The sequence below is a fragment of the Ruegeria sp. G12 genome (assembly GCF_056533565.1).
This window is the reverse complement of record NZ_JBQFOO010000002.1, coordinates 647,875-674,026: the sequence shown is the minus strand read 5'-3', so window position 1 is coordinate 674,026 and position 26,152 is coordinate 647,875. Positions and strand designations below refer to the sequence as shown.

The 26,152-nt window shown below is 62.1% G+C and carries 24 protein-coding genes and 1 pseudogene; 19 read left to right on the top strand and 6 right to left on the bottom strand.

Annotation, left to right across the window (positions count from 1 at the left end; genetic code table 11):
• Window positions 1–56 precede the first annotated feature (56 nt).
• From ACR0JN_RS07170 to ileS, 6 genes and pseudogenes are all read left to right on the top strand, one after another.
• A complete protein-coding gene (locus ACR0JN_RS07170; protein WP_480884911.1) occupies window positions 57–1,472 on the top strand; it encodes a YcjX family GTP-binding protein in 1,416 nt (471 codons plus the stop codon).
• On the top strand, window positions 1,469–1,924 hold the full coding sequence (locus ACR0JN_RS07165) for an N-acetyltransferase family protein (RefSeq protein WP_480884910.1): 456 nt from the start codon (window positions 1,469–1,471) through the stop codon (window positions 1,922–1,924). Before ACR0JN_RS07170 ends, ACR0JN_RS07165 begins: the two co-directional genes overlap by 4 nt.
• The gene (locus ACR0JN_RS07160) at window positions 1,917–2,906 is read left to right on the top strand and encodes a YcjF family protein (protein ID WP_480884909.1); all 990 of its coding nucleotides are present in this window, start codon (window positions 1,917–1,919) and stop codon (window positions 2,904–2,906) included. Before ACR0JN_RS07165 ends, ACR0JN_RS07160 begins: the two co-directional genes overlap by 8 nt.
• A gap of 59 nt (window positions 2,907–2,965) precedes the next feature.
• Window positions 2,966–3,676 (top strand): VIT1/CCC1 transporter family protein, encoded by a 711-nt coding sequence (locus tag ACR0JN_RS07155; protein WP_480884908.1) that lies wholly within the window; start codon window positions 2,966–2,968, stop codon window positions 3,674–3,676.
• 206 nt (window positions 3,677–3,882) lie between these two features.
• Entirely contained in the window at window positions 3,883–6,585 is a 2,703-nt protein-coding gene (locus tag ACR0JN_RS07150; RefSeq protein ID WP_480884907.1) for a DUF2339 domain-containing protein, read from the top strand.
• 162 nt (window positions 6,586–6,747) lie between these two features.
• Window positions 6,748–9,598: pseudogene (ileS, locus tag ACR0JN_RS07145) on the top strand (isoleucine--tRNA ligase).
• Between the two features lie 30 nt (window positions 9,599–9,628).
• On the opposite strand, the gene ACR0JN_RS07140 reads toward ileS, so the two are convergent.
• Window positions 9,629–11,611 carry an alpha/beta hydrolase family protein gene (locus tag ACR0JN_RS07140; protein WP_480817195.1) on the bottom strand — a complete coding sequence of 661 codons (1,983 nt, stop codon included), beginning with the start codon at window positions 11,609–11,611 and terminating at the stop codon, window positions 9,629–9,631.
• A gap of 113 nt (window positions 11,612–11,724) precedes the next feature.
• Between ACR0JN_RS07140 and ACR0JN_RS07135 the strand changes: the two genes are divergently transcribed.
• Window positions 11,725–12,180, top strand: coding sequence for a methylated-DNA--[protein]-cysteine S-methyltransferase (locus ACR0JN_RS07135; protein WP_480817196.1), 456 nt, complete (start codon window positions 11,725–11,727; stop codon window positions 12,178–12,180).
• 76 nt (window positions 12,181–12,256) lie between these two features.
• Window positions 12,257–12,724 carry a hypothetical protein gene (locus ACR0JN_RS07130; RefSeq protein ID WP_480817197.1) on the top strand — a complete coding sequence of 156 codons (468 nt, stop codon included), beginning with the start codon at window positions 12,257–12,259 and terminating at the stop codon, window positions 12,722–12,724.
• A gap of 10 nt (window positions 12,725–12,734) precedes the next feature.
• On the opposite strand, the gene ACR0JN_RS07125 is transcribed toward ACR0JN_RS07130, so the two are convergent.
• From ACR0JN_RS07125 to fsa, 4 genes are all read right to left on the bottom strand, one after another.
• Window positions 12,735–13,427, bottom strand: a complete 693-nt coding sequence (locus tag ACR0JN_RS07125) for a CDP-alcohol phosphatidyltransferase family protein (RefSeq protein ID WP_480817198.1) — start codon at window positions 13,425–13,427, stop codon at window positions 12,735–12,737.
• A gap of 65 nt (window positions 13,428–13,492) precedes the next feature.
• The gene (locus ACR0JN_RS07120; RefSeq protein WP_480884906.1) at window positions 13,493–14,413 is read right to left on the bottom strand and encodes a tyrosine recombinase XerC; all 921 of its coding nucleotides are present in this window, start codon (window positions 14,411–14,413) and stop codon (window positions 13,493–13,495) included.
• Complete coding sequence (locus ACR0JN_RS07115) at window positions 14,410–15,117, bottom strand: DUF484 family protein (RefSeq protein WP_480817200.1); 708 nt, start codon at window positions 15,115–15,117, stop codon at window positions 14,410–14,412. Before ACR0JN_RS07115 ends, ACR0JN_RS07120 begins: the two co-directional genes overlap by 4 nt.
• A 194-nt stretch (window positions 15,118–15,311) precedes the next feature.
• A complete protein-coding gene (gene fsa / locus ACR0JN_RS07110; RefSeq protein ID WP_480884905.1) occupies window positions 15,312–15,965 on the bottom strand; it encodes a fructose-6-phosphate aldolase in 654 nt (217 codons plus the stop codon).
• 88 nt (window positions 15,966–16,053) lie between these two features.
• On the opposite strand from fsa, the gene ACR0JN_RS07105 reads away from it, so the two are divergent.
• The 4 genes from ACR0JN_RS07105 (at window position 16,054) to ACR0JN_RS07090 (ending at window position 20,953) form a co-directional block, all read left to right on the top strand.
• The gene (locus ACR0JN_RS07105; protein WP_480884904.1) at window positions 16,054–18,249 is read left to right on the top strand and encodes a primosomal protein N'; all 2,196 of its coding nucleotides are present in this window, start codon (window positions 16,054–16,056) and stop codon (window positions 18,247–18,249) included.
• An 80-nt stretch (window positions 18,250–18,329) separates the two neighbouring features.
• On the top strand, window positions 18,330–19,562 hold the full coding sequence (locus tag ACR0JN_RS07100; protein ID WP_480884902.1) for an MFS transporter: 1,233 nt from the start codon (window positions 18,330–18,332) through the stop codon (window positions 19,560–19,562).
• Window positions 19,563–19,628: 66 nt separating this feature from the next.
• Window positions 19,629–20,507: a 50S ribosomal protein L11 methyltransferase gene (locus tag ACR0JN_RS07095; RefSeq protein ID WP_480884901.1), complete on the top strand. Its 879-nt coding sequence runs from the start codon at window positions 19,629–19,631 to the stop codon at window positions 20,505–20,507.
• A 101-nt stretch (window positions 20,508–20,608) separates the two neighbouring features.
• Entirely contained in the window at window positions 20,609–20,953 is a 345-nt protein-coding gene (locus ACR0JN_RS07090) for a hypothetical protein (RefSeq protein ID WP_480817204.1), read from the top strand.
• 103 nt (window positions 20,954–21,056) lie between these two features.
• On the opposite strand, the gene ACR0JN_RS07085 is transcribed toward ACR0JN_RS07090, so the two are convergent.
• The gene (locus tag ACR0JN_RS07085; protein WP_480884900.1) at window positions 21,057–21,272 is read right to left on the bottom strand and encodes a DUF1127 domain-containing protein; all 216 of its coding nucleotides are present in this window, start codon (window positions 21,270–21,272) and stop codon (window positions 21,057–21,059) included.
• Between the two features lie 332 nt (window positions 21,273–21,604).
• Here ACR0JN_RS07085 and ruvC point away from each other — a divergent pair, with 332 nt between their 5' ends.
• The 7 genes from ruvC (at window position 21,605) to tolR (ending at window position 26,144) form a co-directional block, all read left to right on the top strand.
• Window positions 21,605–22,102 carry a crossover junction endodeoxyribonuclease RuvC gene (gene ruvC / locus ACR0JN_RS07080; protein WP_480884899.1) on the top strand — a complete coding sequence of 166 codons (498 nt, stop codon included), beginning with the start codon at window positions 21,605–21,607 and terminating at the stop codon, window positions 22,100–22,102.
• On the top strand, window positions 22,099–22,773 hold the full coding sequence (ruvA, locus tag ACR0JN_RS07075; RefSeq protein ID WP_480884898.1) for a Holliday junction branch migration protein RuvA: 675 nt from the start codon (window positions 22,099–22,101) through the stop codon (window positions 22,771–22,773). Before ruvC ends, ruvA begins: the two co-directional genes overlap by 4 nt.
• Window positions 22,774–22,777: 4 nt before the next feature.
• Complete coding sequence (gene ruvB, locus ACR0JN_RS07070; protein WP_480702675.1) at window positions 22,778–23,797, top strand: Holliday junction branch migration DNA helicase RuvB; 1,020 nt, start codon at window positions 22,778–22,780, stop codon at window positions 23,795–23,797.
• Between the two features lie 64 nt (window positions 23,798–23,861).
• On the top strand, window positions 23,862–24,485 hold the full coding sequence (locus ACR0JN_RS07065) for a hypothetical protein (protein WP_480884897.1): 624 nt from the start codon (window positions 23,862–23,864) through the stop codon (window positions 24,483–24,485).
• On the top strand, window positions 24,482–24,865 hold the full coding sequence (ybgC, locus tag ACR0JN_RS07060; protein WP_480884896.1) for a tol-pal system-associated acyl-CoA thioesterase: 384 nt from the start codon (window positions 24,482–24,484) through the stop codon (window positions 24,863–24,865). The genes ACR0JN_RS07065 and ybgC overlap by 4 nt, the downstream gene beginning before the upstream one ends.
• A gap of 109 nt (window positions 24,866–24,974) precedes the next feature.
• The gene (gene tolQ / locus ACR0JN_RS07055; RefSeq protein ID WP_480817211.1) at window positions 24,975–25,670 is read left to right on the top strand and encodes a protein TolQ; all 696 of its coding nucleotides are present in this window, start codon (window positions 24,975–24,977) and stop codon (window positions 25,668–25,670) included.
• Between the two features lie 3 nt (window positions 25,671–25,673).
• Window positions 25,674–26,144 (top strand): protein TolR, encoded by a 471-nt coding sequence (gene tolR / locus ACR0JN_RS07050; RefSeq protein ID WP_480884895.1) that lies wholly within the window; start codon window positions 25,674–25,676, stop codon window positions 26,142–26,144.
• Window positions 26,145–26,152: the final 8 nt, after the last annotated feature.

The following is a 26,152-nucleotide window of genomic DNA, read 5'->3' as shown; positions in this document are numbered from 1 at the left end:
GTATGTCGTGCACCCGCTACCTATCTTGGGCAAAACGATAATTGCGGGGCGACAGCTTGGTCATTTCCTCACTGGCAGACAGTCTTGTGCGCGGCGTCGAGTCCATCGGCGACAGCGTGTCCGAGACGTTTTTCGAGCCGGTCATCCGTCTTGGCGTCACCGGGCTGGCGCGGTCGGGCAAGACCGTCTTCATCACGTCGCTGGTGGCGAACCTGCTGGACCGGGGCCGGATGACCGGTCTTGCCGCGCAACAAGAGGGGCGGATCAACGCCGCTTACCTGCAACCGCAGCCCGACGATACGGTGCCCCGGTTCGATTATGAAGCCCACCTGTCCGACCTGACTGGCCCCAACCCGCATTGGCCTGACAGCACCCGCGCGGTGTCGGAACTGCGCCTGTCGTTCAAAGCCCGCCCAGCCGGATTGCTGGCCGGGTTGCAGGGGCCGCGCACGGTTCATCTGGATATCGTGGATTATCCGGGCGAATGGCTGCTGGATCTCGCCTTGCTGGACAAGTCCTACGCGGAGTGGTCGCAGGAAACTCTGACCCGCATTGAACAGCGCGCCGAGGCGGAGGCCTTCCTGTCGGCCCTGAGCGCGGCCGATCCAACCAGCGCACATGACGAACCAACAGCGCAGGCTTTGGCTGCGGCCTTCACCGCTTACTTGAATAGTGCGCGTGAGGCCGGGTTTTATGACTGCACCCCAGGGCGGTTCCTGCTGCCCGGTGATCTGGCGGGATCGCCTGTTCTGACTTTCGCGCCGCTGCGCATATCTGGCCCCTCGCGCCGCAACACACTGCAGCGTGAGATGGAGCGGCGGTACGAGGCCTATAAGTCTCAGGTCGTCAAACCGTTCTTCCGCGACCACTTCGCCCGGATCGACCGACAGGTGGTTCTGGTCGACGCGCTGGGTGCGATCCACCGGGGACCGCAGGCGGTCGAGGATATGCGCCGCGCGATGGGCGATATTCTGTCCGCCTTCCGTCCGGGTCGCAATGCATGGCTCAGCCAGTTGCTGCTGGGTAAACGGGTCGAGCGCATCCTCTTTGCCGCCACCAAGGCCGATCACCTGCATCACCTGCAACACCCCCGCCTGACCGCGATCATGGAGGCGCTGACGCGTGAGGCCCGCGACCGGGCCAAGTTCGCAGGGGCCGAAACGGCGGCGCTGTCGTTGGCGTCGCTACGCGCCACCACCGAGGAGATGCGCAGCCATAATGGAGCAGACCTGCCCTGCGTCCGCGGTACCTTGCTGGACAGCGGCAAACAGGCCGCGTTCTACCCCGGAGACCTGCCGGATGACCCCGCGCATCTGCTCGGTCCCGCACGAAACGGGGCGGACGCGTGGCTGGGCGAGGATTACGGCTTCATGGCCTTCGCTCCGGCCCATCTGACCCTGCGCCCCGGCGACGGTCCGCCGCATATAAGGCTGGACCGCGCGGCGCAATTCCTGATCGGAGATCGGCTGTGACTGTGACCCTCCGCCCCGCCCGCAGCACCGATGCGGGTGCAACCGGTACAATCCTGCATGGTTTTGCGCGGGAAAACGACTGGATGCCGGAACTGCACACCTGCGCCGAAACCATCGCCTTTTGCGGTCGCATGATCGATCATGACTGGGTGACCGTGGCTGAAACCGAAGATGGCGTTGTCGGCTTTCTGGCGCTGAACGGCGCGGAAATCCACTCGCTCTATCTGGCGGCCCCGGCGCGCGGGCAGGGGATAGGGCGGCAATTGCTGGATCATGCCAAATCGGGGCATTCTCACCTGAGCCTGTATGCCTTTCAGGACAACACCCCAGCCTGCCGCTTCTACGAACGCAACGGCTTTGCCGAGGTCGCCCGCAGCGATGGCGCGGACAATGACGAAAACCTGCCGGACATCAGATATGTCTGGCGCAGCAAGGGGTTACGCGATGGCTAAAGGCCCGGTTCTGATTGATCTCGAAGCGGATGAGCCTGCCGCAGATGTCGCGCAGGCCCCTCCGGTGCCGGATATCGCCCAGCCGCAGGGGCAGGCGATGCAGAGCGTCGCGCGATTTGCGGCGCGCAAACCCTCGGCGCTGTCGCGGTGGTTCTGGGGGCTGGCGCTGGCCGTTGTCGGGGCGGCGGTCTCGGTCGCGGCCTGGGATTTTGCCACGTCGCTGGTCCAGCGCGCGCCGATTCTGGGGTGGATTGTCACCGGACTGCTCGCAGCATTGGTGCTGGTTGCCCTGATCATCGCGATCCGCGAACTGGCCGCGATTGGCCGCCTGTCGCGGGTGGACGGTATGCGCCGCGCCGCAGATGCGGCCCTAGCCGAGGAGGATTTGACTCAGGCCCGCGCGGTTACGACACGGCTGATCACGTTCTACAAAGCGCGCGAGGAAACCCGTTGGGGTCGGGATCGTCTGGCTGAACGGATGGCGGATCAGTTCGACGCCTTGGGCCTGTTGCAACTGGCCGAGGATGAGCTACTGGCCCCGCTCGACGCCGCCGCCAGCCGCGAGGTCGAGGCCGCCGCGCGTCAGGTCGCGACGGTGACGGCGCTGGTGCCTCTGGCGCTGGCGGATGTGGTAACGGCGTTGGCCGCGTCGCTGCGGATGATCCGGCGGGTTGCCGAAATCTACGGCGGACGGGCCGGGTTTCTGGGCAGTTGGCGTCTGACCCGCGCGGTCTTTGTGCATCTGGTTGCTACCGGGGCCGTGGCCGTGGGCGACGACCTGCTGGAACCGGTTCTGGGAGGCTCGGTCCTCAGCAAATTGTCGCGCCGGTTCGGCGAGGGGTTGGTGAACGGAGCCCTAAGCGCCCGCGTTGGTGTGGCCGCGATGGAAGTCTGCCGCCCTCTGCCATTCTCGGACCGCCACAAACCGTCCACGCGCGGCATCATCAAACGCGCGCTTCAGGGCCTGTTCTCGAAGGGTTGATCCAACTCAAGGTCAGGGCGCGCGCCCTCCGGCACACTTGATGTGACGGAGGGCACGCCATGACGGAGCACGGTCACAGCCAGCAGGAAATCGCCGCCCGGATCAACGCGCCGCCGGGCCGGGGCGTGTTGCGCGACGTGGTTTATGGCGGGATCGACGGGTCGGTGACGACCTTTGCGATTGTCGCCGGTGTGGCCGGGGCGGGACTGTCGCCTTTCGTAATCGTCGCGCTGGGGCTGGCCAATGTGCTCGCCGACGGGTTCTCGATGGCGGCGGGAAACTACTCGGGCACCAAGGCCGAGTTGGACAATATCCGGCGCATCCGCACGATCGAGGAACGCCACATCGCGCTCTATCCAGAGGGCGAGCGGAGTGAGGTGCGCGAAATTCTGGCGCAAAAGGGCCTGTCGGGGCCCGTTCTGGATGAGGCGACGCTGGCAATCACCGCAAACCACGAAAACTGGATCAACCTGATGATCGAGGGCGAATACGGGCTGGGCAGTGTCGATCCGCATCCGATGAAAGCCGCGCTAGCGACATTCTTTGCCTTCCTCGTGGCCGGTATGATCCCCTTGCTGCCATTTCTGCTGTCGTTTGATCGCGCTTTTCCCATGTCGGCATGGATGACGATGGGCGTGTTTTTCGCCATCGGCGCGCTGAAAAGCCGTTGGTCGCTGGCCCCGTGGTGGCGGTCGGGGCTTGAGACCTTGCTGATCGGCGGGTTGGCCGCGTCGATTGCCTATCTGGTCGGGTCCCTGTTCCATCCTTAATCAGCAATACCCGGCACGTCGGTGACGTCGCTGAACTATGCCGGAGCCAGTCTGCTCTGAATGCTCTCCGGCGTACTGGGTCTGAGCCAGCCAGGTTGCATTCTGACCGGCGTGACGCAACGGTCTGAATCTTTGCGGGTTTTCGACCTGTTACCCCCGGCATGTCCGCGTTAGCCTTTGCAACAGGTTTCACCCGGAGGTTGCCTTTGGAATCGCTGCTTGCCCTTTTAGGTCTGATCGTTCTGGCCATCCCGGTGACGATAATCGTGCTGCTGGTTGGGCAGACGCGCTTGCGCCGCCGTATCGAGCAGTTGGAGCGGGAACTGCGCACTCTGTCCGCGGATCGCGATACATCAAAGCCCGTCGAGCGCAGAAAACCAGTCGAAACGCCCGAGGAAAAACCTAAGAAAGCGCCTTGGGCCCCGGCCAAAACGCCGCAGCCTGATCCGCAAACGCAGGCACCGCCAGAATTGCCCGATCCTCATGGCCCGGTTGTCTTCCGCGAGGATCGCTTCGCCTCGCTGGGCGCGTGGCTGCGCGAGAACTGGTTCTATGCCGTTTCAGCCCTGTCGCTGGCCTTGGCCGGTATCTTCCTTGTCCAGTACGGCGTCGAAAACGGCCTTCTGCCCCCCACCGCGCGCGTTGCCGCCGCGCTGGCCTTTGGCGTTGCCCTGATCGGGGCCGGGGAATACCTGCGCCGGAGGTTCGGCGATGATGAGGCCTCGGCCACCGCCTATCTTCCTTCGGTATTTTCAAGCGCGGGCCTCGTGACCTTGTTCGGAGGCATTCTGGCCGCCCGCCAGCTGTATGATCTAATCGGGCCCGAGGCCTCCTTGGCAGGCATGGTTCTGGTGGCCTTTGCAGGGCTGGTTCTTGGTTGGTTCCACGGCCCGCTGCTGGCGGCGGTCGGGCTGATCGGAGCCTTTGCCGCGCCATTCTTAGTCGGCGGGTCTTCGGATGATCCCACATGGCTCTATGGTTACATCTTCGTCATCGCGGTTCTGGGTCTGGGCATCGACACGGTACGGCGATGGGCGTGGATTTCGGTTCTGACCCTATTCGGAGCGTATTCGGCCAGCCTGCTGGTGATCCTGGGTGCGCCCATGACCGAGCCAGGTTACCTGGTCTTCGCAACCGCAATGGCACTGATCGTCATCGCCATTCCCGCGCGTCGAATCTGGCCCAACCATTCCGGGCCAATGGTCACGGAAATGCTGGTGCGGACCAAATGGCGACCGTGGCCAGAATTCCCTACAACGCTCGCATTCGGCGCTGTCGCCGCCAGTTCCGCCATCCTCTCGCTGCATTGGGCCGATACGTCCGATGAGTTCTGGCTGGCTGTCGGCTTGATATCTGTCTTGCTGGCCGCCCTGATCCTGTGGGCCAAAGATGCGCGCGCCCTGCAGGATATGACCGTGCTGCCCGCTATCGGGCTGATCTGGGTCGTGCTGGTGCACGGTCTGGATCACGGTGTCGTTCAGCGCAGCTTTGCCGAGACCTACCTTGAGACGGCTGAGGCGGATTATCCTTGGGTCGTGAGCGTGCTCGTCGTGCTCGGGGCGCTGATCACCCTGCTTGCGGCGCGCCGGTCCTTTGCCGCCGGACGATACGCGGTCGTCTGGGCCGGAGCGGCGGCTCTGTTTGCACCACTCATGGGTATCGCGCTGGAGGTCGGCTGGCACCCGGCGGACGTTATAGGCGCTTACCCCTGGGCTTTGCACGCCATCGCCTTGGGCGCGCTGATGGTCGTCCTCGCCGAACGGTTCGCCCGCGTCGATGGCGAGAACCGGATGCGTGCCGCGCTGGCTACCTTGTCCGCTTTGTCCTGCCTGGCCTTTGCCTGCGTCATCGTGCTCAGCTCTGCCGCGCTGACGATTGCTTTGGTTGCGACGGTCGTGGTCGCCGCCGCGCTGGATCGGAAGTTCACTCTGCCACCGATGAGCTGGTTCATCTGGGCGGGCGTGTTCACCGTCACGGTGCGACTGGTTCTGAACCCGGGGCTGGACTGGGCCGACACTGCGCCGGTATGGGAAATGACGCTGGTCTATGCCGCGGCGACACTCGGGTTTCTGGCGGGCTGGCGGATTTTGACCCCGCTGCAGCGCCCCGTTGCCAAACTGTTGCTGGAAAGCGCCGCCTGGGCGACCGGAGGCATTCTGCTGTCCCTCCTGCTGCTGCGCTGGCTGGAAGGGTTTGGCGAGGGCGGTGCCGAAGACAGCCATTGGGGCCTAGGGCTGCTCTCGGTCATCTGGCTGTTGCTGGCTTACGCGCAAGTTCAAAGGTTCGAACTGGGCGGCAAGCTGAATTATGCGCGATACGCGCTGGCCGTCTTCTTTGCGGCACATGGCCTGTTTCGGTTGTTCGAAGCGTTGGCCGAGCGCAACCCGCTGATCACCCCTTACGCCGATCCGGTGTTGGGCCCGCCCATCTTGAACACACTTGTGGTGGCGTATCTGCTGCCCGCGCTGGCCATCGGGTTCTCCGCATGGCGGATCAAGACGATGCCTGTCATGCTGCGACAGGCGAGTTTCGCCGCCGCCAGCGCCTTGGCCGCGTTCTGGCTGGGCCTGACCATCCGCCATGTCTGGCAGGGGGCCGAGGGTATGTATCAGGGCAACGGCGTCACTCAACCCGAGCTTTACACCTATACCATGATACTGCTGCTGATCGGTGCTGTGCTGTTCTACCAGTCCCTCGCAGGGCGGTCGGACCTGATGCGCAAGGCTGGGCTGGCCGTGATCGGGCTGGCGGTGGCCAAGGTGTTTCTGATCGACATCTCGGGTCTGGGCGGGCTGATCCGGGTGTTTTCGCTGCTGGCTTTGGGGTTGGCTTTGGCGGGGCTCGCGTGGCTCAACCGCTGGGCCAAGCTGCGCCATTTGCCGCAAGGGTCGGAACCTCTGGACCATTAGGCGTGGCCGCCTTATCAGCGCGGCCATGCATGACCGTTTGGCCATCATTATTCGAATTATATCCCCGGCGCTCTGATACCACGAGACGCCGGGCAAAGGTGCTTGAGATATCGCACTGACCGCTTCGATCCACACGACAAGACCATCCTGAGGACGCCCCCAATGTGCGCCGAGACACCTGACTACAAAGACACGCTGAACCTGCCCAAAACCGATTTCCCCATGCGCGCGGGCCTGCCCAAGCGCGAGCCCGCATGGCTGGAGCGCTGGGAAAAGATCGGCGTCTATGACCGCCTGCGCGAGAAAGAGGGCCGGACGCCCTTTACCCTGCATGACGGCCCCCCCTATGCCAACGGCCACCTGCATATCGGCCACGCGCTGAACAAGACCATCAAGGACATGATCGTGCGGTCTCATCAGATGATGGGCCATGACGCGCGTTACGTGCCCGGCTGGGATTGCCACGGCCTGCCGATCGAGTGGAAGATCGAGGAACAGTACCGCAAGAAGGGCAAGAACAAGGACGAGGTGAACATCGTCGACTTCCGTCAGGAATGCCGCAAGTTCGCCGAGGGCTGGATCGACATCCAGCGCGAAGAGTTCAAGCGCCTGGGCATCACCGGCAACTGGCCTGATCCCTATATCACAATGGACTATCACGCCGAGGCCGTGATTGCGGATGAGTTCATGAAGTTCCTGATGAACGGGACTCTGTATCAGGGCTCAAAGCCCGTGATGTGGTCGCCTATCGAGAAGACGGCTCTGGCCGAGGCCGAGGTCGAGTATCACGACAAGGAAAGCTTCACCATCTGGGTGAAGTTCAAGGTCGTGAACACCGGGGACGTCACGCTGGACAATGCCTATGTGGTGATCTGGACGACGACGCCGTGGACTATGCCGTCGAACAAGGCGGTGGTGTATGGCGAGGATATTTCCTATGGCCTCTATGAAGTGACGGGCCGCCCCGAGGAATGCTGGGCGCGGATTGGCGAACGCTATCTTTTGGCCGATGATCGCGCGGCAGATGTGTTTGCGCGCGCGCGTCTGGACGATTCCATGTATCGACGCCTGTGTGACGTCACGCAGGAGGATCTGGCCAAGATCCAGCTGACCCACCCGCTGGCCGGGGCAGAGGGTGGCAATGGCGAATGGGACGACATCCGTGATTTCCGTGCCGCTGACTTCGTGACCGACACCGAGGGAACCGGCTTTGTCCACTGTGCGCCGTCGCACGGGATGGAGGAATTCGAGCTTTATCGTGATCTTGGGATGCTGGAACAGGTCATCACCTATAACGTGATGGACGATGGCTCTTTCCGCGCTGATCTGCCATTCTTTGGTGGCAAGTACATCCTGTCCCGCAAGGGTGGCGAGGGTGACGCGAACAAAACCGTCATCGACAAGCTGGCCGAGGTTGGCGGGTTGCTGGCGCGCGGCAAGATCAAGCACAGCTATCCGCATTCGTGGCGCTCGAAAGCGCCGATCATCTACCGCAACACGCCGCAGTGGTTTGCATCCGTTGACCGCAAGCTGGACGACGGCATGGGTGAGATGGGCGACACCATTCGAGAACGTGCTCTGCGCTCGATCGACGAGCTGGTGAAATGGACACCGCAGACCGGTCGCAACCGCCTGTATTCGATGATCGAAGCACGCCCGGACTGGGTTCTGTCCCGCCAGCGTGCATGGGGTGTGCCGCTGACGTGTTTCACCAAGAAAGGCGCTTTGCCCACTGACGCGGATTACCTGCTGCGCAATGAGGAACTGAACGCCCGCATCAAGGCGGCGTTTGAGAAGGACGGTGCGGATGTCTGGTACACCGATGGTTTCAAGGAACAGGTGCTGGACGGCATCGCCAACCCGGATGATTACGATCAGGTCTTTGACGTGCTGGACGTGTGGTTCGACTCGGGCTCGACGCACGCTTTTGTTCTGCGGGACCGTGAGGACGGGACAGAGGACGGGATCGCCGACGTCTACATGGAGGGCACCGACCAGCACCGCGGGTGGTTCCATTCCTCGATGCTGCAGGCCTGCGGAACCTAGGGCCGTGCGCCGTATCGGAACGTCGTCACGCATGGTTTCACGCTGGATGCTAAGGGCAACAAGATGTCCAAGTCGCTGGGCAACACCATCGTGCCCGAGGAGGTCGTCAAGCAATACGGCGCCGATATCCTACGCCTGTGGGTTGCTCAGACCGATTACACCGCTGACCAGCGGATCGGGCCAGAGATTCTGAAAGGCACTGCCGACAGCTATCGTCGGTTGCGCAACACCATGCGGTTCATGCTGGGATCGCTGGCCGATTTCACCGAAGCGGATCGCGTCGCGCCCGAAGACATGCCGCGCCTGGAACGCTGGGTGCTCAGCCGTCTGGCCGAACTGGATGAGCAGGTGCGCAAGGGCTGTGCCGCGTTCGATTTCCAGGGCGTGTTCAGCGCCGTGTTCACCTTTGCCACCGTCGATCTGTCGTCCTTCTATTTCGACGTCCGCAAGGATGCTCTGTACTGCGATGGCGACAGCCTGCGCCGCCGCGCGGCGCGCACCGTTCTGGATATCCTGTTTCACCGCCTGACCACATGGCTGGCCCCGGTTCTGGTCTTCACCATGGAAGAGGTCTGGCTAGAGCGTTTTGGCGGGGACGACAGCTCGGTCCATCTGGTGGACTTCCCGGAAACGCCCGCCGATTGGCGCGATACGGAACTGGAAACCAACATGGCCAAAATCCGCCGCGTCCGCCGCGCTGTAACTGCCGCGCTCGAAGTACAGCGGCAAGACAAGGTGATCGGTTCCAGCCTCGAAGCTGCGCCGATTGTGCATTACTTCGGGCCTGACCGTGAGCGGCGATCCGGCTCCGGCGGAGGCGTTCCGCGTGCCCGAAATCGAAGGCATCGCGGTTCTGTTCGAAAAGGCCGACGGCGACAAATGCCAGCGCTGCTGGAAAATCCTGCCCGATGTGGGCCGCCACACCCATGAGGGCGTCTGTGGCCGCTGCGACGAGGCGCTAAGCTAAGCCGCCCGCCCCCTCGGCCACCCGAGGGGGCTATTTCGGCGCCTCATGCGCCTTGGGGTGGAACAGGTCGAACCCGATCTCGTCGCCTGTCAGCACGCGCCAGACCTCATGATCGGTGAAATACCCCGTATGCCCGCCGGGCGGGACGGGGATGTTGCGTGTTTTGGGGATCAGCTTGCCCTCGATCCTTGTGCCGACAAAGTCGTCCTCGCGGAATATGTTGAACCAAGCGGCTTTCAGGCCCTTGGGGTCGACCGTGAACATCTCGGGGAAATAGCGCTGATAGATATGCGTCACCGGAGAGCCCATGGTGATCAGCGTCACCGGTCGGCCCTTGATGCGGCGCTGCACCCGCTTGTCGGCCAGCATCTGGGTCGCGATCACTGTGCCCTGCGAATGCGAGATCACAGTGATCTGATCCGCCGGAAAGACATCCAACGCGTAGTAGAGCGTTCTGTAGAACCGCTCATCAATTAACCGGCGCGCCGGGTAGTTCCGGCATCTGGCGGCCAGATCCCAGCGCAGCGCACATTTGTCCCGGATCGCGTAGGTCACGATATCGCGGGCAACGCCCAGCCCCGCAGCGACGAAATCCGAAAACCGATACAGCATCGCCGTCGCCCCCAGCACAGCGATCCCGATCATCCCCTGCGCGTCCGCCAGTCGGTTCAGCGCCCTGCCGGTTAAGCTGCAATCGGGTCCGGACCCCTCTGACCCAGAGGTGGCGTCGCAGTGTAGATCAAGGCCCAGAACCTGCAGGGTCAGCTCTCGCAGAGCAACCAAACCCAGCACCACCGCCGCGATCAGAAACACGCCTTGCGCCAGCCTGTTGATGATTGCGCGGCTCAGGAAGCTGTGTTTCTTGTACAGTTTCTCTTTGCCCAGCTTTCGCCCCACGAACAGGCCGATGCCGACGACAACCAGCAAAACGACCGCGCCAAAGGCCACCCCCAGCGTGTCGAGAGAGCCGCGCAAGTTGTTGTCGAACAGGTTGATCAGCGTTTGGCTGGACAGGCTGGGCACGCTTTTGACCAGTTGCTCGAATGTCAGCCAGAGACCGGCGATGAAGAACATCCAGAAGACCAGCATGCCCGCGCAGATGCTGGGGTAGAGCCGCCGGTGCCCTGGTAAGGCAGTTTTGACTTGCAGCGGGGTGAGCGCGACCAGATACAGCGCAATCGTGATGAAAATCAGCGCGGTCCAGAAGGCGGCGAGCACCAGAATCTGAAACACGACAAACTGCTCCAACCCGCTGGCGCAGTTGACGTTGGCCGGGTCGCAGACATGCCCCCACATCCCTGCGCCAAGCGGCCCGGTCACAAGCGCCAGCGCCAGAACCGCGCCCATCGGGGCCGCGCCGCGCCAGAAGACGCGCCTCAGGTAGGTTGGGGCGGTTTTCTGCCGCTTGGACCCGAAACCGGCCATGCCCAGGTAGATCAGCAGTAACAGACTGAACAGCGCGGTTGGGGTTTGTGCAAAGTCCAAGGGCAGCAGTTCGATCATCACGGCTGCGGCTCCGACTAGCAAAAAGGCGTTTAATGGCGCAACCGCACCGAAGAAAATCCAGGTGAACAGATGCACGATCTGGGCGGCGAAAGTGTTCCGACCGTTGGCGTCCGACGGATCGACCCCTTTGCGCGCATGGGTCTGTTCGACATTGTCCATCGCCAGATAGCCCAGCGCCAAAACCACCCAGATCAGGTCGATCAGCGTTTTGATGGCCCCCTTGGGTTTGGGGGACCGGTCGGCCCAATATACCTCGGCAAACAGCGCCTGATCGGTGCTGTCCTGCGGCTTGGTCACCTTGCGCAGGTGCACCTTGTACAGGCTGGCATTGCGGCTGCGGCCATCAAAGGGCGTCTCGGCGAGTTCGATCATCTGGCGGTCGATCTCGACCGGCGGCTGAGGGTGCCCGTCCAGCCAGGTCGTGGCCGCGCCTGCCACCTGATCGACGGTCTCGCCGGGCTTTTGCTCACCAATCCCATGAACGGTAAGGATTAAATGCCGCCCCATTCCAGCCTCCGAATTTCTCAATCTATGTGAGGAGATTAGCATAGAGGTCATCCAGCGCCTAACGGTGGCTTTCCGCGCTTGCGCCGAGGCGGGTGATCTGGAACTCTTGGCGCATGGCGATGATTGCAGTGGATACGCAGTTCGGGCGGCTCGGGATTGAAGAAAGTGATGGCGCGATCACGCGGCTTGTCTGGAACGGCAGAGATGAGGGCGAGGCGACCCCTCTGCTGCACGAGGCTGCGGCTCAGATGCGAGCGTATGATACCGGGCAACTGCAGCGGTTTGATCTGCCTTATCACGTCGAAGGCTCGGAGTTTCAGAGACAGGTCTGTGATCTGATGTTTGCCATCCCGCTGGGGGAAACGCGTACCTACGGCGACATCGCGAAAGAGCTGGGCCAGCCCGCGCAGCCGGTGGGGCAGGCCTGCGGGGCCAATCCCATTCCGGTCATCATTGCCTGCCACCGGGTGCTGGCCGCCAGCGGTCTGGGTGGGTTTTCGGGCGACGGCGGGATTGAGACCAAGGTGGCCCTGTTGCGCCACGAACGGGCTGCCGGGCTGTTGATCTGAGTGTCGGAAATCTGTTGCAATCCCGGGGCCTCGGGCACAACTTATGTCTCATAGTGAATGTGAAGGACCGGATTGAATGACTACCGAAGCAGACCGCGCCGCCCGTAAGAAGGCCATCATTGATCATCTGATGTCGCTGGAAGAACAGGAACTGGCGACCGCGCAGGCACATTACGACGCGTTCATGAAGGACGCCCAACTGGATGACCGCGAAGGGCATGACAAGGATGACATTGCCGCCTCGCGCGAGAATGCGGATCTGGCGGCGGCCTTTGATGCTCCGGTCCATGCCCATCACGCCAAGATCGACGTCATTGAGAACACCGATTTCGGCCTGACCGACACGGTTCAACCAGGCGCGGTGATCAAGTTCAACAACCGGCGTTTTGTGGTCTGCGTGTCCACCACCCGGTTCGATGTGGACGGCAAGACCTATATGGGTATTTCAACCCAAAGCCCGATTTATCTGGCCATGGTCGGCCTGCAAGAGGGCGATCTGTTCACCCATAACGGGACCGAGTTCGAGGTGCAGGAGGTCCTGTGACCCGCCCCCGCTAGCCGCGTTGCGGGATGATCTGCTGTGCGATCCCGGCAAAGACCAGATACAGGCTGGTGATGACCAGCCCCCAATGCGCCCAACTTTCGGGGTGGAAATCGACCCATGCGGCCCAGCCCGCGAAAAAGGTCCAGGCGAAAGCCATCGGCAGCGTGATGCTGCGCCAGCGTTCGGTGCGCACCGGGTGGACGAATTTCAGTGGTAGGAACATCGCCAGTGACAGCAGCGACACCATCAGCAGGATCAACCAGAAATTCGGCTCGAGCGCGAAGATCACGATTACGAACATGTTCCAGCATCCGGGAAAGCCGGAAAAGGAGTTGTCCTTGGTCTTCATGCGAGTGTCGGCAAAGTACATCGCGCTGGCAAAGGTGATGACGATGATCGCGAACCAGCCGGTCCAGCCGTCCATCAGCCCGGATTTGAACAGAGCGAAGGCGGGAATAAACACATAGGTCAGGTAGTCGATGATCAGATCCAGCAGCACGCCGTCAAACTCCGGAGCGTTGTGTTTGACCTGATAGTGCCGCGCCAGCGGGCCGTCGATGCCATCCACGATGAACGAGACGACCAGCCACAGATACATCAGGCTCCACTTCTCTTCGACGGCTGCCAGCATGGCCAGCATGGCGAAAACGGCTCCGGTGGCGGTGAAAAGATGAACGGCTAATGCTTTGAATCTAAGTGTCATGGTCGTGTCATGTACGAACCAGCCCTGAGATGCAAACCAAAAGCCCCGTCAGGTGGACCTGATCGTCAGGCTTTGGGATGGGCGCGGTTGTAGACTTCCATCAGACGGGCCGTATCGACGGCGGTATAGGCCTGTGTCGTCGATAGCGAGGCGTGGCCCAGCAACTCCTGAATCGCGCGCAGGTCGCCGCCCGCAGACAGCAGGTGGGTGGCAAAGCTGTGGCGCATTGCGTGGGGCGTCGCGGTTGCGGGCAGCCCCAGTTGCATCCGCGCCTTGGCCATTACGCCTTGTATGGCGCCGGGGTTCAGCGGGCCGCCGCGAACGCCGCGAAACAGGGCAGCTTCCGGTGCCTGAGGGTGCGGGCAGAGGCGGGTATAGCGATCCACCGCCTCGCGCGCTGCAGGCAGAACCGGAACCACACGTTCCTTGTTGCCTTTCCCGACAATGCGTAGGGTCGGCGGCAAGGGCGCGTCTGAGCCGGTCAGCGACAGCGCCTCGGATATCCGCAGTCCGCATCCATACAGCAGGGTAACAACGGCCACGTCCCGGGCGGCGACCCAGTCCGAGCCGGACTGCAACTCGACCGTGTCGATCATGGCGCGGGCGGCGTCCTCGGCCAGTGGGCGGGGGAGTTTCTTGGTGAACTTGGGTGCGCGGATGGACAGGACGGCGGTTGGTTCAAAGCCTTCCCGCTCAGCCAGCCAGCGATAGAAGCTTTTCACGGCGGAAAGCTTGCGAGCCAGCGACCGCGCGCCGACGCCCGAGCCCCGCTGATCCGCCATCCAGGCCCGCATATCCGCGATCGTTATTCGCTCCAGCGCGGCTAGCCCCTGACGCTCGGCATGGTGCAGGGTCATGAAGGACAGAAACTCGGTCACATCGCCGCGATACGCAGTCTGCGTGTTTTGGGACCGTCCTGCCAGCGCCCCCAGACTGTCCAGCCAGTGCTGCAACGCATCGCGGCAGGCTGGAGAGATCAGGCTCACGACAGCCAGTGGCGCATCGAGCGTTCGAACACGCCGGCAAAAAAGGTCAGAAGATCGGTTCCAAGCTGGGGTGTAAAGTGCCGTGCGTCCTTGGCCCCCATCACAATCATGCCCGGCAGTCGGCCTGTGCCCAGATCAAGTTTCAAACAGGCCTCGGACCGCAACAGATCGCTTTGCGTGCCGTATATCCGCCGGTTGGGCTGGTGTACCTCTCGCAGCGTTACCTCGCGCGCCGGGCTGCTGCGGTCATAGGTCAGGTAGTTCTCGATGAAACCGGGCTCAACAATGGTCAGAACGCCGCCCAGCTTGTCGATGGCAGGGTCGTCCTGCACCACGGTGGTTTCCAAAACCAACGTGATCTTGTCGACCCGCAGTATCTCGGCCACTTCGGTGCCCAGCGTGCGCAGGAAGTCTTCGAACTCGACCGGTTCCAGAAGGCGCAGGATGGCGCGGTGCACCTGATTGGTGCCTGCCAAATTCTCGTAAGCCGCCGCGATGACCGAGCGATGGGTGTCCTCAAGCCGGTCCAACCGCTCTTCAAGCCGCTGCATGGCGATGCCGCGCAGGTCGATCACATTGTCCCCGCGGGCCTGTTCGTTGGCCGAGACCAGCGCCTGCATCAGGTCCTTGTCGTCCAGCAAGGCGTCCGGCTCTGCCAGAATCGCCGCGCGGAGGTTATCCTCGAGTTTTGGGTTGCTGCTCATGTCCTGCCCGGTCTTTTTTTGATTGAGGGGCTTATAACATAGCCTGCCGGGTTTGACTCGGGAAAAATGCACGTTTTGCGCGATTATAGAGGGGGTGTGTCGGGGGCTCCCGCCGCCCATGCCCTGATCAAAGATCAGCTTTGGCCGTTGGGCCGGGCGCGGTGCCTGTCGGCACCGCGCGGTCGTGCAGATGATCAGAGGATTTTCTGACCTGTCTTGGCCCAGTCCGCCAGGAAGGTTTCTAGGCCTTTGTCGGTCAGCGGGTGATCGGCCAGTTTCTTGATCACGCCCGGAGGGGCGGTGATCACATCAGCGCCAATACGGGCGCTTTCGGTTACATGGTTTACGGTGCGGATCGAGGCCGCCAGGATTTCGGTTTCGAACCCGTAATTGTCATAAACCTGACGGATATCGGCGATCAGGTCCATGCCGTCGAGGTTGATGTCATCCAGACGTCCGATGAAGGGCGAGATGAAGGTCGCGCCGGCTTTGGCGGCCAGAATCGCCTGATTGGTCGAGAAGCACAGGGTCACGTTGACCATTTGGCCTTCGTCGCTGAGCGTTTTGCAGGTTTTCAGGCCGGCCCATGTCAGCGGCACCTTCACGGCGATGTTCGGCGCGATCTTGGCCAGCTTGCGGCCTTCGGCGATCATGGCGTCGGCTTCGGTTGCGACAACCTCGGCCGAGACGGGGCCGTCGACCAGATCGCAGATCTCTTTGGTGACTTCCAGAATGTCGCGGCCCGATTTCAGGATCAGCGAGGGGTTGGTGGTCACGCCGTCCACCATGCCCAGATCGTTCAGTTCGGCGATGGCGTCGATCTCGGCGGTGTCTACGAAGAATTTCATGCGGGCAGTCCTTTGATGGGTTGGCCTTGGTTGCGGATGGCTTTACCTCAAAGAGACCCACGCTGGAACCCCCTGCATAGGATATGCTGTGAGCGCTAACGGATTTTTCGACGAAGGAGAGCTGGTTGCGGTGCTGACAACCCAGCCGCTGGACCGGACGCTGGACTACAAAGCGCCCGAAGGCGGGTGCTTTCTGGGCGCGTTTGTCGAGGTGCCGCTGGGCCCGCGCAAGGTTCTGGGTGTGGTTTGGGGGCCGGGGCAGGGTGGTTTCGATCTGAGCAAGGCGCGGTCGGTGATCCGGGTGCTTGAGGTCGCGCCGATGCGCGAGGAAATGCGTCTGTTTCTGGGAAAGGTGGCCGATTACACGCTGACGCCGATGCCTGCGATGCTGCGTTTGGCGACCCGCGCCCCGGGGCTGGGCGACCCGCGGTCGATGCGCAAGGTTTACCGGCTGGGCGAGGCTCAGCCGGATCGCATGACCGACGCGCGGACGCGGGTGCTGGAGGTTTTGCGGGATTATGGCGGGTTGGCTTTCACGCTGAAAGAACTGGCCGAGCAGGCCGGGGTGACCTCCTCGGTGGTCAAAGGCTTGGTCAAGCAAGGCGCGGTGCGGGAAGAGGACAGCCCGCGCGATTTGCCCTATCCGCGTCTGGACCCCGATCTGCCGGGGAAAGCGCTGACTGAGGATCAGGAGGCTGCGGTTGCGCGGCTACAGGCGGGGCAGCGGACGGGGGATTATGGCACGACGCTGCTGAAGGGCGTGACGGGTTCGGGCAAGACTGAGGTTTATTTGGAAGCCGTTGCTGAGGCGCTGCGCATGGGACGGCAGGCGTTGGTTTTGCTACCCGAGATCGCTTTGACCGCGGAATTCCTGACCCGGGTCGAGGCGCGGTTTGGTGCGCGGCCTGCCGAGTGGCACTCGGGCGCGACCATGACCGAGCGCCGCCGGGTTTGGCGTATGGTCGGGCAGGGCGAGGCGCAACTGGTCGTGGGGGCCCGGTCGGCTTTGTTCCTGCCGTTCCGTGATCTTGGGTTGGTGGTGGTCGATGAGGAACACGACACGTCTTACAAACAAGAGGATGGCGTGCATTACAGCGCCCGAGATATGGCGGTGCTGCGGGCAGCCATTTGCGGCGCGCGGGTGGTGTTGGCCAGCGCAACGCCGTCGCTGGAAAGTTGGGCGAATGCCGAGGCGGGGAAATACGATCGGCTCGACCTGACGGCCCGCTTTGGCGCGGCGGTGCTGCCCGAGATGAAGCCCATCGACATGCGCGCCGAGCAGATGCAGCCGGGGACGTGGATTTCCCCCTCGCTGCGGCAGGCGGTGCGGCAGCGGATCGAACGCGGGGAACAGTCGCTGCTGTTCATCAACCGCCGGGGCTACGCGCCAGTGACGCTATGCCGGGCGTGCGGGGAACAGATCGCTTGTGATCACTGCGATGCGCGGATGGTGGAACACCGTTTCCTCAAACGCCTGATGTGCCATCAATGCGGCGAGACCAAGCCGATGCCCGACGCCTGTCCGTCCTGCGGGGTCGAAGGCAAGCTGGCTCCGGTCGGGCCGGGGATCGAACGGCTGGCGGAAGAGGCCGAGGCGACCTTCCCTGAGGCCAAGATCGCCATGCTCAGTTCCGATCTGTTCGGCTCGGCCCGGGCGCTGAAAGCCAAGATCGAAGAGATTGCCGAAGGCGATGCCGATATCGTCATCGGCACTCAGCTTGTGGCCAAGGGGCATAACTTTCCCAAGCTGACACTGGTGGGGGTGATCGACGCAGACCTCTCACTGCATGGCGCGGACCTGCGGGCGGCGGAGCGGACGTTCCAACTGATGCGGCAGGTTGCGGGTCGTGCGGGCCGAGCGGACAAGCCGGGTCAGGCGTTGTTACAGACCTTTCAGCCGGAACATCCCGTGATCCGGGCCATTCTGTCGGGCGACGAAGAAGGGTTCTGGAAGGCCGAAGCGGCGGGGCGGCAGGCTGCGGGCGTCCCTCCCTATGGGCGCATGGCCGGAATCGTCCTGTCCGGGCCAGAGGTCGGCCCGGTCTTTGACATCGGCAACGCGATGGCACGGAACGATGCGCCCCTGCGCGCGATTGATGCGCAGGTCTTTGGCCCCGCGCCTGCGCCGATTGCTCGCATTCGCGGCAGGCACCGCGTGCGCCTGTTGGTCAAGGCCCCCAAGGGCGCGCCGATTCAGGACGCCATCGCCCGCTGGATCGCGCCATTGCGGCTGAAAGGCGACATCCGTCTGACCGTCGATATCGACCCGCAGAGTTTTTACTGATCTCTGCATTACCGCAGAGCCGATGTGCACCGCCTGCTTCGCCCTCGCCAAATCGCGAAAATAGGCGTAGAGGGAGTCCCATGCTGAAACCCATGCCCCTGTCTGAGGCGCAGAGCCTTCCGTTCTGGCGCCGCCCGATCACGCTCTTGTTCGTGATGGCGCTGACGATGCCAATTGCGTTCAATGGGTGGAGCGCGCTGCTGAACAATTTCGTTATCGAGGTGGCAAATTTCGACGGGGCCGACATCGGTCTTTTGCACACAGTACGCGAGATTCCGGGGTTCCTAGCCGTGGGCGTGATCGCCGTAATCCTGTTCATCCGCGAGCAGGTTCTGGCGATGATCTCGCTTATGATGCTGGGCGTGGCGACGGCTGTCACCGCATGGTTCCCCAGCCTTGGTGGCTTGCTGTTCGTTACCCTGTTCAGTTCGATCGGGTTTCACTACTACGAGACCGTGAACCAGTCGCTGCAACTGCAATGGCTGCCCAAAGACCGCGCGCCTCAGGTATTGGGCTGGCTGGTGGCGATGGGCTCGGCCGCGACGGCGGTGGTTTATGGCCTGATCGTGTTGACATGGGACCGGTTCGATCTGTCATACAACACGGTTTTCATGGCGACCGGAGGCGTCACGGCCCTGCTGGCGCTGTTCTGCCTGCTCGCCTATCCGCAATTCGATGCGCCCACGCCGCAGACCAAGAAACTGGTCCTGCGCAAACGCTATTGGCTGTACTACGCGCTGCAATTCATGGCAGGCGCGCGACGGCAGATTTTCATCGTGTTTGCAGGCTTCATGATGGTCGAGAAGTTCGGGTTCGAGGTCCATGAACTCACCAGCCTGTACCTGATCAACCTAGTGATCAACATGATGGCCGCCCCGTTACTGGGCAAAGCCGTGGCGAAGTTCGGCGAGCGCCGCACCCTGATCTTCGAATACACCGGCCTCGCCATCGTTTTCGCGGCCTATGGTGGCATCTACTGGTTCGGCTGGGGTGTGGTGCTTGCGGCGATCCTCTATGTGATCGACCACGTGCTGTTCGCACTGGCGCTGGCGCTGAAAACCTATTTCCAGAAGATCGCCGATCCTGCGGATATCGCGCCTACCGCCGCTGTGGCCTTTACCATTAACCACATCGCCGCCGTGTTCCTGCCCGCGCTTCTTGGGTTGCTCTGGGTGGTATCTCCGGGGGCGGTATTTGGCATGGCGGCGGCGATGGCCCTGATCTCATTGGCGCTGTCGCTGCTGATCCCGCGCCATCCGGAGCAAGGGAATGAGACCATCCTGACGAAATACGCCCCGGCCCCTGCGGAATAAGCGCAAACGCTTGACCTTGCCGCCCCGCCGCCCTAGGCGCAGGTGCAGTTTTGACAGGAGGCCCCCATGCCCACATTCACCGCGCTGACCACCCTGACCGGCAAGACTACCGCCGAAGGTCTGGGCGAAGCGATGGAGCGTTTGGACCCCGAACCAACCGGCGTTGGGGTGTTCGAGGTCGAGGATGGTTCTGGCCTGTGGGAAGTGGGCGGCTATTTCACCGAAGCCCCGGATGAAACCGCGCTTGCCGTTCTGGCCGCCGCGTTCGAAGCCAAGCCCTTCGTGGTCTCGGAGCTGCCCGAAACCGACTGGGTTGCTCATGTGCGCCGCGAACTCGCCCCAGTCGAGGCAGGGCGCTTTTTCGTCTACGGCAGCCATGACGCCGACAAGCTGCCCGAGGGGCGAATCCCCCTGCTGATCGAGGCCGCGATGGCCTTTGGCACCGGGCATCACGGTACCACTCTGGGCTGCCTCAAGGCGCTGGACCGGCTGCTGGACGACGGGTTCACGGCAAAAAAAGTCGCCGATATCGGCTGCGGCACGGCAGTTCTGGCGATGGCCGCCGCGCGCATCTGGGAGGGCGAGATTCTGGCCAGTGACATCGATCAGGTCGCCGTTGATGTGGCCGAGGCCAACCTGAAAGCAAACGGCATGTCCGGCGTTGTGCGCTGCGTCGAGGCGGCTGGATTCGATCATCCCGAACTGAAATCCGCAGCGCCCTTTGATCTGATTTTTGCCAATATTCTCAAGGGCCCGCTGGTTGCCCTGTCACCGGAAATCGCAGCGAATCTGCGGGCGGGAGGTCATGCGATTCTGTCGGGAATCCTCAATGAACAGGCCGATGACGTGGTCTCGGTTTATTCCCAAAACGGCTTCAATCTGGCCGCCAGGGATGAGATTGGTGAATGGACGACGCTAATCTTAACGAAACAGGGCTTAAATTAGGCCATTTGCTGGAGTTTTATGGATTTTCGCCACGCTTTTGTCGCAATCTCTTTCTAGCCTTTTTTGACTAAGTCGAGGGGGGCGGTTTGTTGGAGGCTGCCATGACTGGAAAGCAACTGGAGTTTAATCAGCGCGTACATCGCCTGAACAAAAAGCATCAGAAACTAAGCCACGGCTATCGTGCGACCATGCGCAAGGATGGGCTGGTGGTGATGAAGCCACAACGCGTGCGCTCGGGCGTTCCGGCCAGGGTGCTGCTTTTCAGCCTGTTGGGGTTCTTCGCCTTCAAAACCTTCCTGCTGTCCAGCCTCGGGCCAACCGGATATGAATACAGGGTCGACGCCCTGAAAGAAGGCACCTCGGTCGAACAGGCCGGGGCCTGGGTGATGCAGATCGACCCGCTGTCACAGTTTCTCTCGGTCCAGTTGAACAAAGTCCTGTACTGAGTTCTTGCTGATCCAAACAAAAACACCGCGTGCCATCCGGGCGCGCGGTGTTTTCTGTTTTGCCCCAAAGGGAGGAGGAAAGGGCAAGTTTAAGGGATGTGTCTTACCGACGGCCTTCGGCGATGGTGTCGATGTCGCCGCGGCACAGGCCGATATCGTCCAGTTCGCGGTCGCTCAGACCGCCCAGCGCGTTGCGGGTGACGCGGGCGTCATTCCAGTCCACAGTGGCCATCACGGCCGATGCGAAATAGGCGCCGATACGGCCAACGAGGCCGAACGAGCCAGTGGTGGCAAAGCGGTTGGTGTCCAGTGCAGCCATATCCTGTTTCCTTCTGGTTTGTGTTTACGTTCAGTGTTTCGATCTTCGCGGCATCTAGTGGTGTCATTTCACCGGTGCAAGATCAGTTTTTGCATGTGTCCTATGCATTTCTTGCAATGCTTCACGAAGCTGTAATGCCTTTAAATAATTGGTGAATTTGCGCTCATAAACACGTCGAATTTAGGCCATGTGATGTCGCGATCTGTTCTTTCTGTCGCGGCTGGGACAGGCCTGTCGTTTTCCGGCTTCTGGTCAATTAGCTTGGAAAATGTTCACGCTTCGTGCTAGGCGTTGGAAAAAGATCACATAACCCGAGCAGGCCGAGGCAAAACATGCGAATTCTGGGCATTGATCCGGGGCTGAGAACCCTGGGATGGGGCGTCATCGAATCGAATGGCAGCCGCCTCAGCCATGTGGCCAATGGGTTGTGTAAATCAGATGGGGACGATCTGGGGGAACGGCTATTGTCGCTGCATAACCAGATCGTCGAAGTGATTGCCGACCACCAGCCGGATCAGGCGGCGATCGAGCAGACCTTTGTGAACAAAGACGGGGCCGGGACGCTAAAACTGGGCCAGGCGCGCGGCGTGGCCTTGCTGACGCTGGCGCAGGCCGGGTTGCCGGTGGGGGAATATGCGCCCAACCGGGTCAAGAAAACGGTCGTGGGCGTCGGTCATGCCGAAAAAGAGCAGGTTCTGCATATGGTAAAGCTGCAACTGCCGGGATGCCAGCCCAAAGGCGCGGACGCGGCGGATGCGCTGGCGATTGCGATCTGTCATTCCTACTACGGAGCCGCCCCGCAGGCGCGGATGAAAGAGGTGCGCGCATGATTGGCAAACTCACCGGACGGCTGGATTACCGCGCGGCGGACCATGTTCTGATCGATGTGCGCGGGGTGGGCTATCTCGTCTATTGCTCGGACCGGACCATGGCGGCGTTGCCGGGTGTGGGGGAGGCGGTCTCGATCTATACCGACATGGTCGTGCGTGAGGATCTGATGCAGCTTTACGGCTTTCTATCGCTGGTCGAGAAAGAATGGCATCGCCTGCTGTGTTCGGTGCAAGGCGTTGGGGCCAAGGTGTCGCTGGCCATTCTCAGCGCGTTGGGGCCGGATGGCGTGAGCCGCGCGATTGCCTTGGGCGATTGGGGCGCGGTCAAAGCCGCCAAAGGGGTCGGACCCAAGACGGCGCAGCGCATTGTGCTGGACCTCAAAGACAAGGCCCCCGGCGTGATGGCCATGGGCGGCACCGTGACCGAGGCGATGGATGGACCAGCGTTGGAGGTGGTTGAGGCCGAACCCGCACCTGTGCCGCGGCGCGCTCCGAAGCCGGCCTCGGGTGCGGCGGCGGCATCGGCCGGGGCATTGTCGGCGCTGGGCAATCTGGGCTATGGCCCGTCGGATGCGGCCTCGGCGGTGGCTGAGGCGGCGGCCAGCCTGCCGGATGCAGGCGAGGCTGAGCTGATCCGCGCCGCGTTGAAACTACTGGCTCCGAAAGGCTGAGTGAATGGTAGACGCCGATCCCACCCTGCGCCCCGAGCCAATGCCCGAGGACAATGACCGCGCCCTGCGCCCGCAGGGGCTGGATGAGTTCATTGGTCAGGCCGAAGCGCGTGCCAATTTGCGCATCTTCATCCAATCGGCCCGGCAGCGGGGTGAGGCGATGGATCATACGCTGTTCCATGGCCCTCCGGGGTTGGGGAAGACGACGCTGGCGCAGATCATGGCGCGCGAGTTGGGGGTGAATTTCCGCATGACCTCGGGGCCGGTTTTGGCCAAGGCGGGGGATTTGGCGGCGATCCTGACCAATCTGGAATCGCGGGATGTGCTGTTCATCGACGAAATTCATCGTCTGAACCCGGCGGTGGAAGAGGTGCTGTATCCGGCAATGGAGGATTTCGAGCTGGATCTGGTGATCGGCGAAGGCCCGGCGGCTCGGACGGTGCGGATCGAATTGCAGCCCTTTACGCTGGTCGGGGCCACCACGCGGATGGGTCTGCTGACCACGCCTCTGCGCGACCGGTTCGGTATTCCGACGCGGTTGCAGTTCTATACGGTCGATGAGTTGCACGAGATCGTCACGCGCAACGCCCGCAAGCTGGGCGCGCCCGCAGATGATGAGGGCGCGCGCGAGATTGCCCGGCGGTCACGCGGGACGCCCCGGATTGCCGGGCGGTTGCTGCGCCGGGTGGTGGATTTTGCCATTGTCGAGGGCGATGGGCGGATCACCCGTGAATTGGCCGATGGCGCATTGACCCGGCTGGGCGTCGACAATCTGGGGCTGGACGGTGCTGACCGGCGGTATCTGAAGCTGATCGCCGAGAATTATGCGGGCGGACCTGTGGGGATTGAGACACTCTCGGCGGCTTTGTCGGAAAGCCGGGATTCGCTGGAAGAGGTGATCGAGCCCTATCTGTTGCAGCAGGGGCTGATCCAGCGCACGCCGCGCGGGCGGATGCTGGCGCAGAAGGCGTGGACGCATCTGGGGATGGCGGCCCCCAAGGGGCAGAGCGATCTGTTTGGTTGATGCGGCGCGCTTTAGATTTTATGCCTCCGGCGGCCGTATTTGAAACAAGAAGAAGGGACGGGGCGTGACACCCGATGAAATCGAGGCGCTGTTCACCCGCGAAAGCGGTGAGTTTCTGTTTGCGCGTTGGGGGCGGCCTATTGCGCCGATTGTGTTTGGCGTTGAGGATGAGACTCTGGCCACCGTCAAAGGCGCGTTCGAAGCCGTTGTGACTCTGGCTGGTCACAAGATGGCCGAGACCGATCCGGAGTTGGGGGCCAATTGCATGGTCTTCTTCTGTCGCGACTGGCAGGAATTGCTTGAGGTGCCTGATCTGGATCGGCTGATCCCCGATCTGGCCCCTCTGGTCGAGCGGCTGGTAGCGGCGGATGCCAATCAGTACCGTATTTTTCGGTTCGAAGAAGACGGCGCGATCCGCGCGGCCTTTGTGTTTTTGCGGATGGATCGGGAGATGTCCAAGGTTCCGGCAGAAACCCTTGCGCTGAGCCAGGTGGTGCAGACGATCTTGCTGTGGTCGGATGCTGCCTTTCGCAGTAAATCCCCGCTGGCGATTGCGGGCGAGGCGACGATCCTGCGTCCCGAGATTGCGGCTCTGATCCGCGCGGCCTATGATCCGGTTTTGCCCAGAGCGGCGCGTGACCCGTCCCACGCGTTGCGATTGTTTGCCCGGCTGGAGGCCCCGCAATGAAGCACTTGTACCCGGTTCGTGTGTATTACGAGGACACCGATATGGGTGGGGTTGTTTATCATGCGAACTATCTGAAATTCATCGAGCGCGCCCGGTCAGATTGGGTGCGCAAGCTGGGCAACGATCAGAACGCGATGCGCGATGCAGGCATTGTCTGGGTCGTTCGGCGGATTGAGGCGGACTATCTGGCCGCCGCCCGTTTCGAGGATGAGTTGGTGGTAGAAACCGAGATGGTTTCGCTGTCTGGGGCGCGGCTGACGATGTTGCAACTGGTCAAACGCGGTGAGACAGAAATCTTCCGTGCCGAGGTGACGGCTGTCTGCATGAATGCGGATGGCAAGCCAGTGCGCCTTCCGGCAGAGATTCGCGCATTGATGTAACAATTTGCAGGGCCGGAGTGGTTCTGTTGGCTTTTCGCCCCCAACTGCGTTAGCGTTTGGCAAAACAAGGCCAAACGAATGGCTGTCAGGCAAAACAAAGAGCAGGTTCATGGAAGCTGAAACGCTGGTTCTGGCGCAGGAGATCGATTTCTCTCTGTGGGGGCTTTATGCCCGTGCGACCTTTATCGTCAAACTGGTGATGCTGATGCTGGTCGCCGCATCCTTCTGGTCCTGGGCGATTATCATTCAGAAACTCATCAACTACCGGGCCGCGCGGCGCGAGGCGCAGGTGTTTGACGAAAGCTTCTGGTCGGGCAACCCTTTGGACGAGTTGTTCGAGCAGATCGGAACCCAGCCCGATGGCAGTTCTGAGAAGATTTTTGCCGCCGGGATGATCGAATGGCGCAGGTCTCATCGCAATGATGGGGGGCTGATAGCCGGGGCGACTGCCCGGATCGACCGGTCGATGGATGTGGCCATCGCTAAAGAGTCTGAGACGCTGCAAAAGGGGCTGCCGGTTTTGGCGACCGTTGGCTCGACCGCCCCGTTCATCGGGCTGTTCGGCACCGTCTGGGGCATCATGAACGCGTTCATCGAGATTGCCGAGCAGCAGAACACCAACCTTGCCGTTGTGGCTCCGGGTATTGCTGAGGCGCTGCTGGCCACCGGTTTGGGCTTGCTGGCAGCGATACCGGCGGTGATTTTCTATAACAAGCTCAGCGCGGATAGCGACCGCATCGTCGGCGGGTATGAGGCGTTTGCCGATGAGTTCGCCACCATCCTGTCGCGCCAGTTGGACAGCTGAGCGATGGGGGCGGCGGTTCAGCAACCCTCGACCGGGAATGGGCGCAGGCGTGGGCGGCGGCGTGGCCGTGCGCAGCCGATGGCCGAGATCAACGTGACGCCCTTTGTGGACGTGATGCTGGTGCTGCTGATCATCTTCATGGTGGCCGCGCCTTTGTTGACGGTTGGCGTGCCGGTGGACCTGCCGAAGACGGCGGCTAGTGCGTTGCCGGGGGATAGCGAGGAACCCCTGACCGTGACTCTGACCGCCGATGGCCGGGTGCAGATCCAGACCACGGATGTCGTGCGCGAAGAATTGATCGGCAAACTGCGCGCCATCGCGGCTGAGCGCAGCAGTGATCGTGTATTCCTGCGTGCGGATGGGGCGATTCCTTACGCTCAGGTCATGCAGGTCATGGGTGCGCTGAATGCGGGCGGGTTTTCCAATGTGGGTCTTGTGACGGATACCGGCGGGCCAACGCTGGATGATGGGTAAAGGTGAGG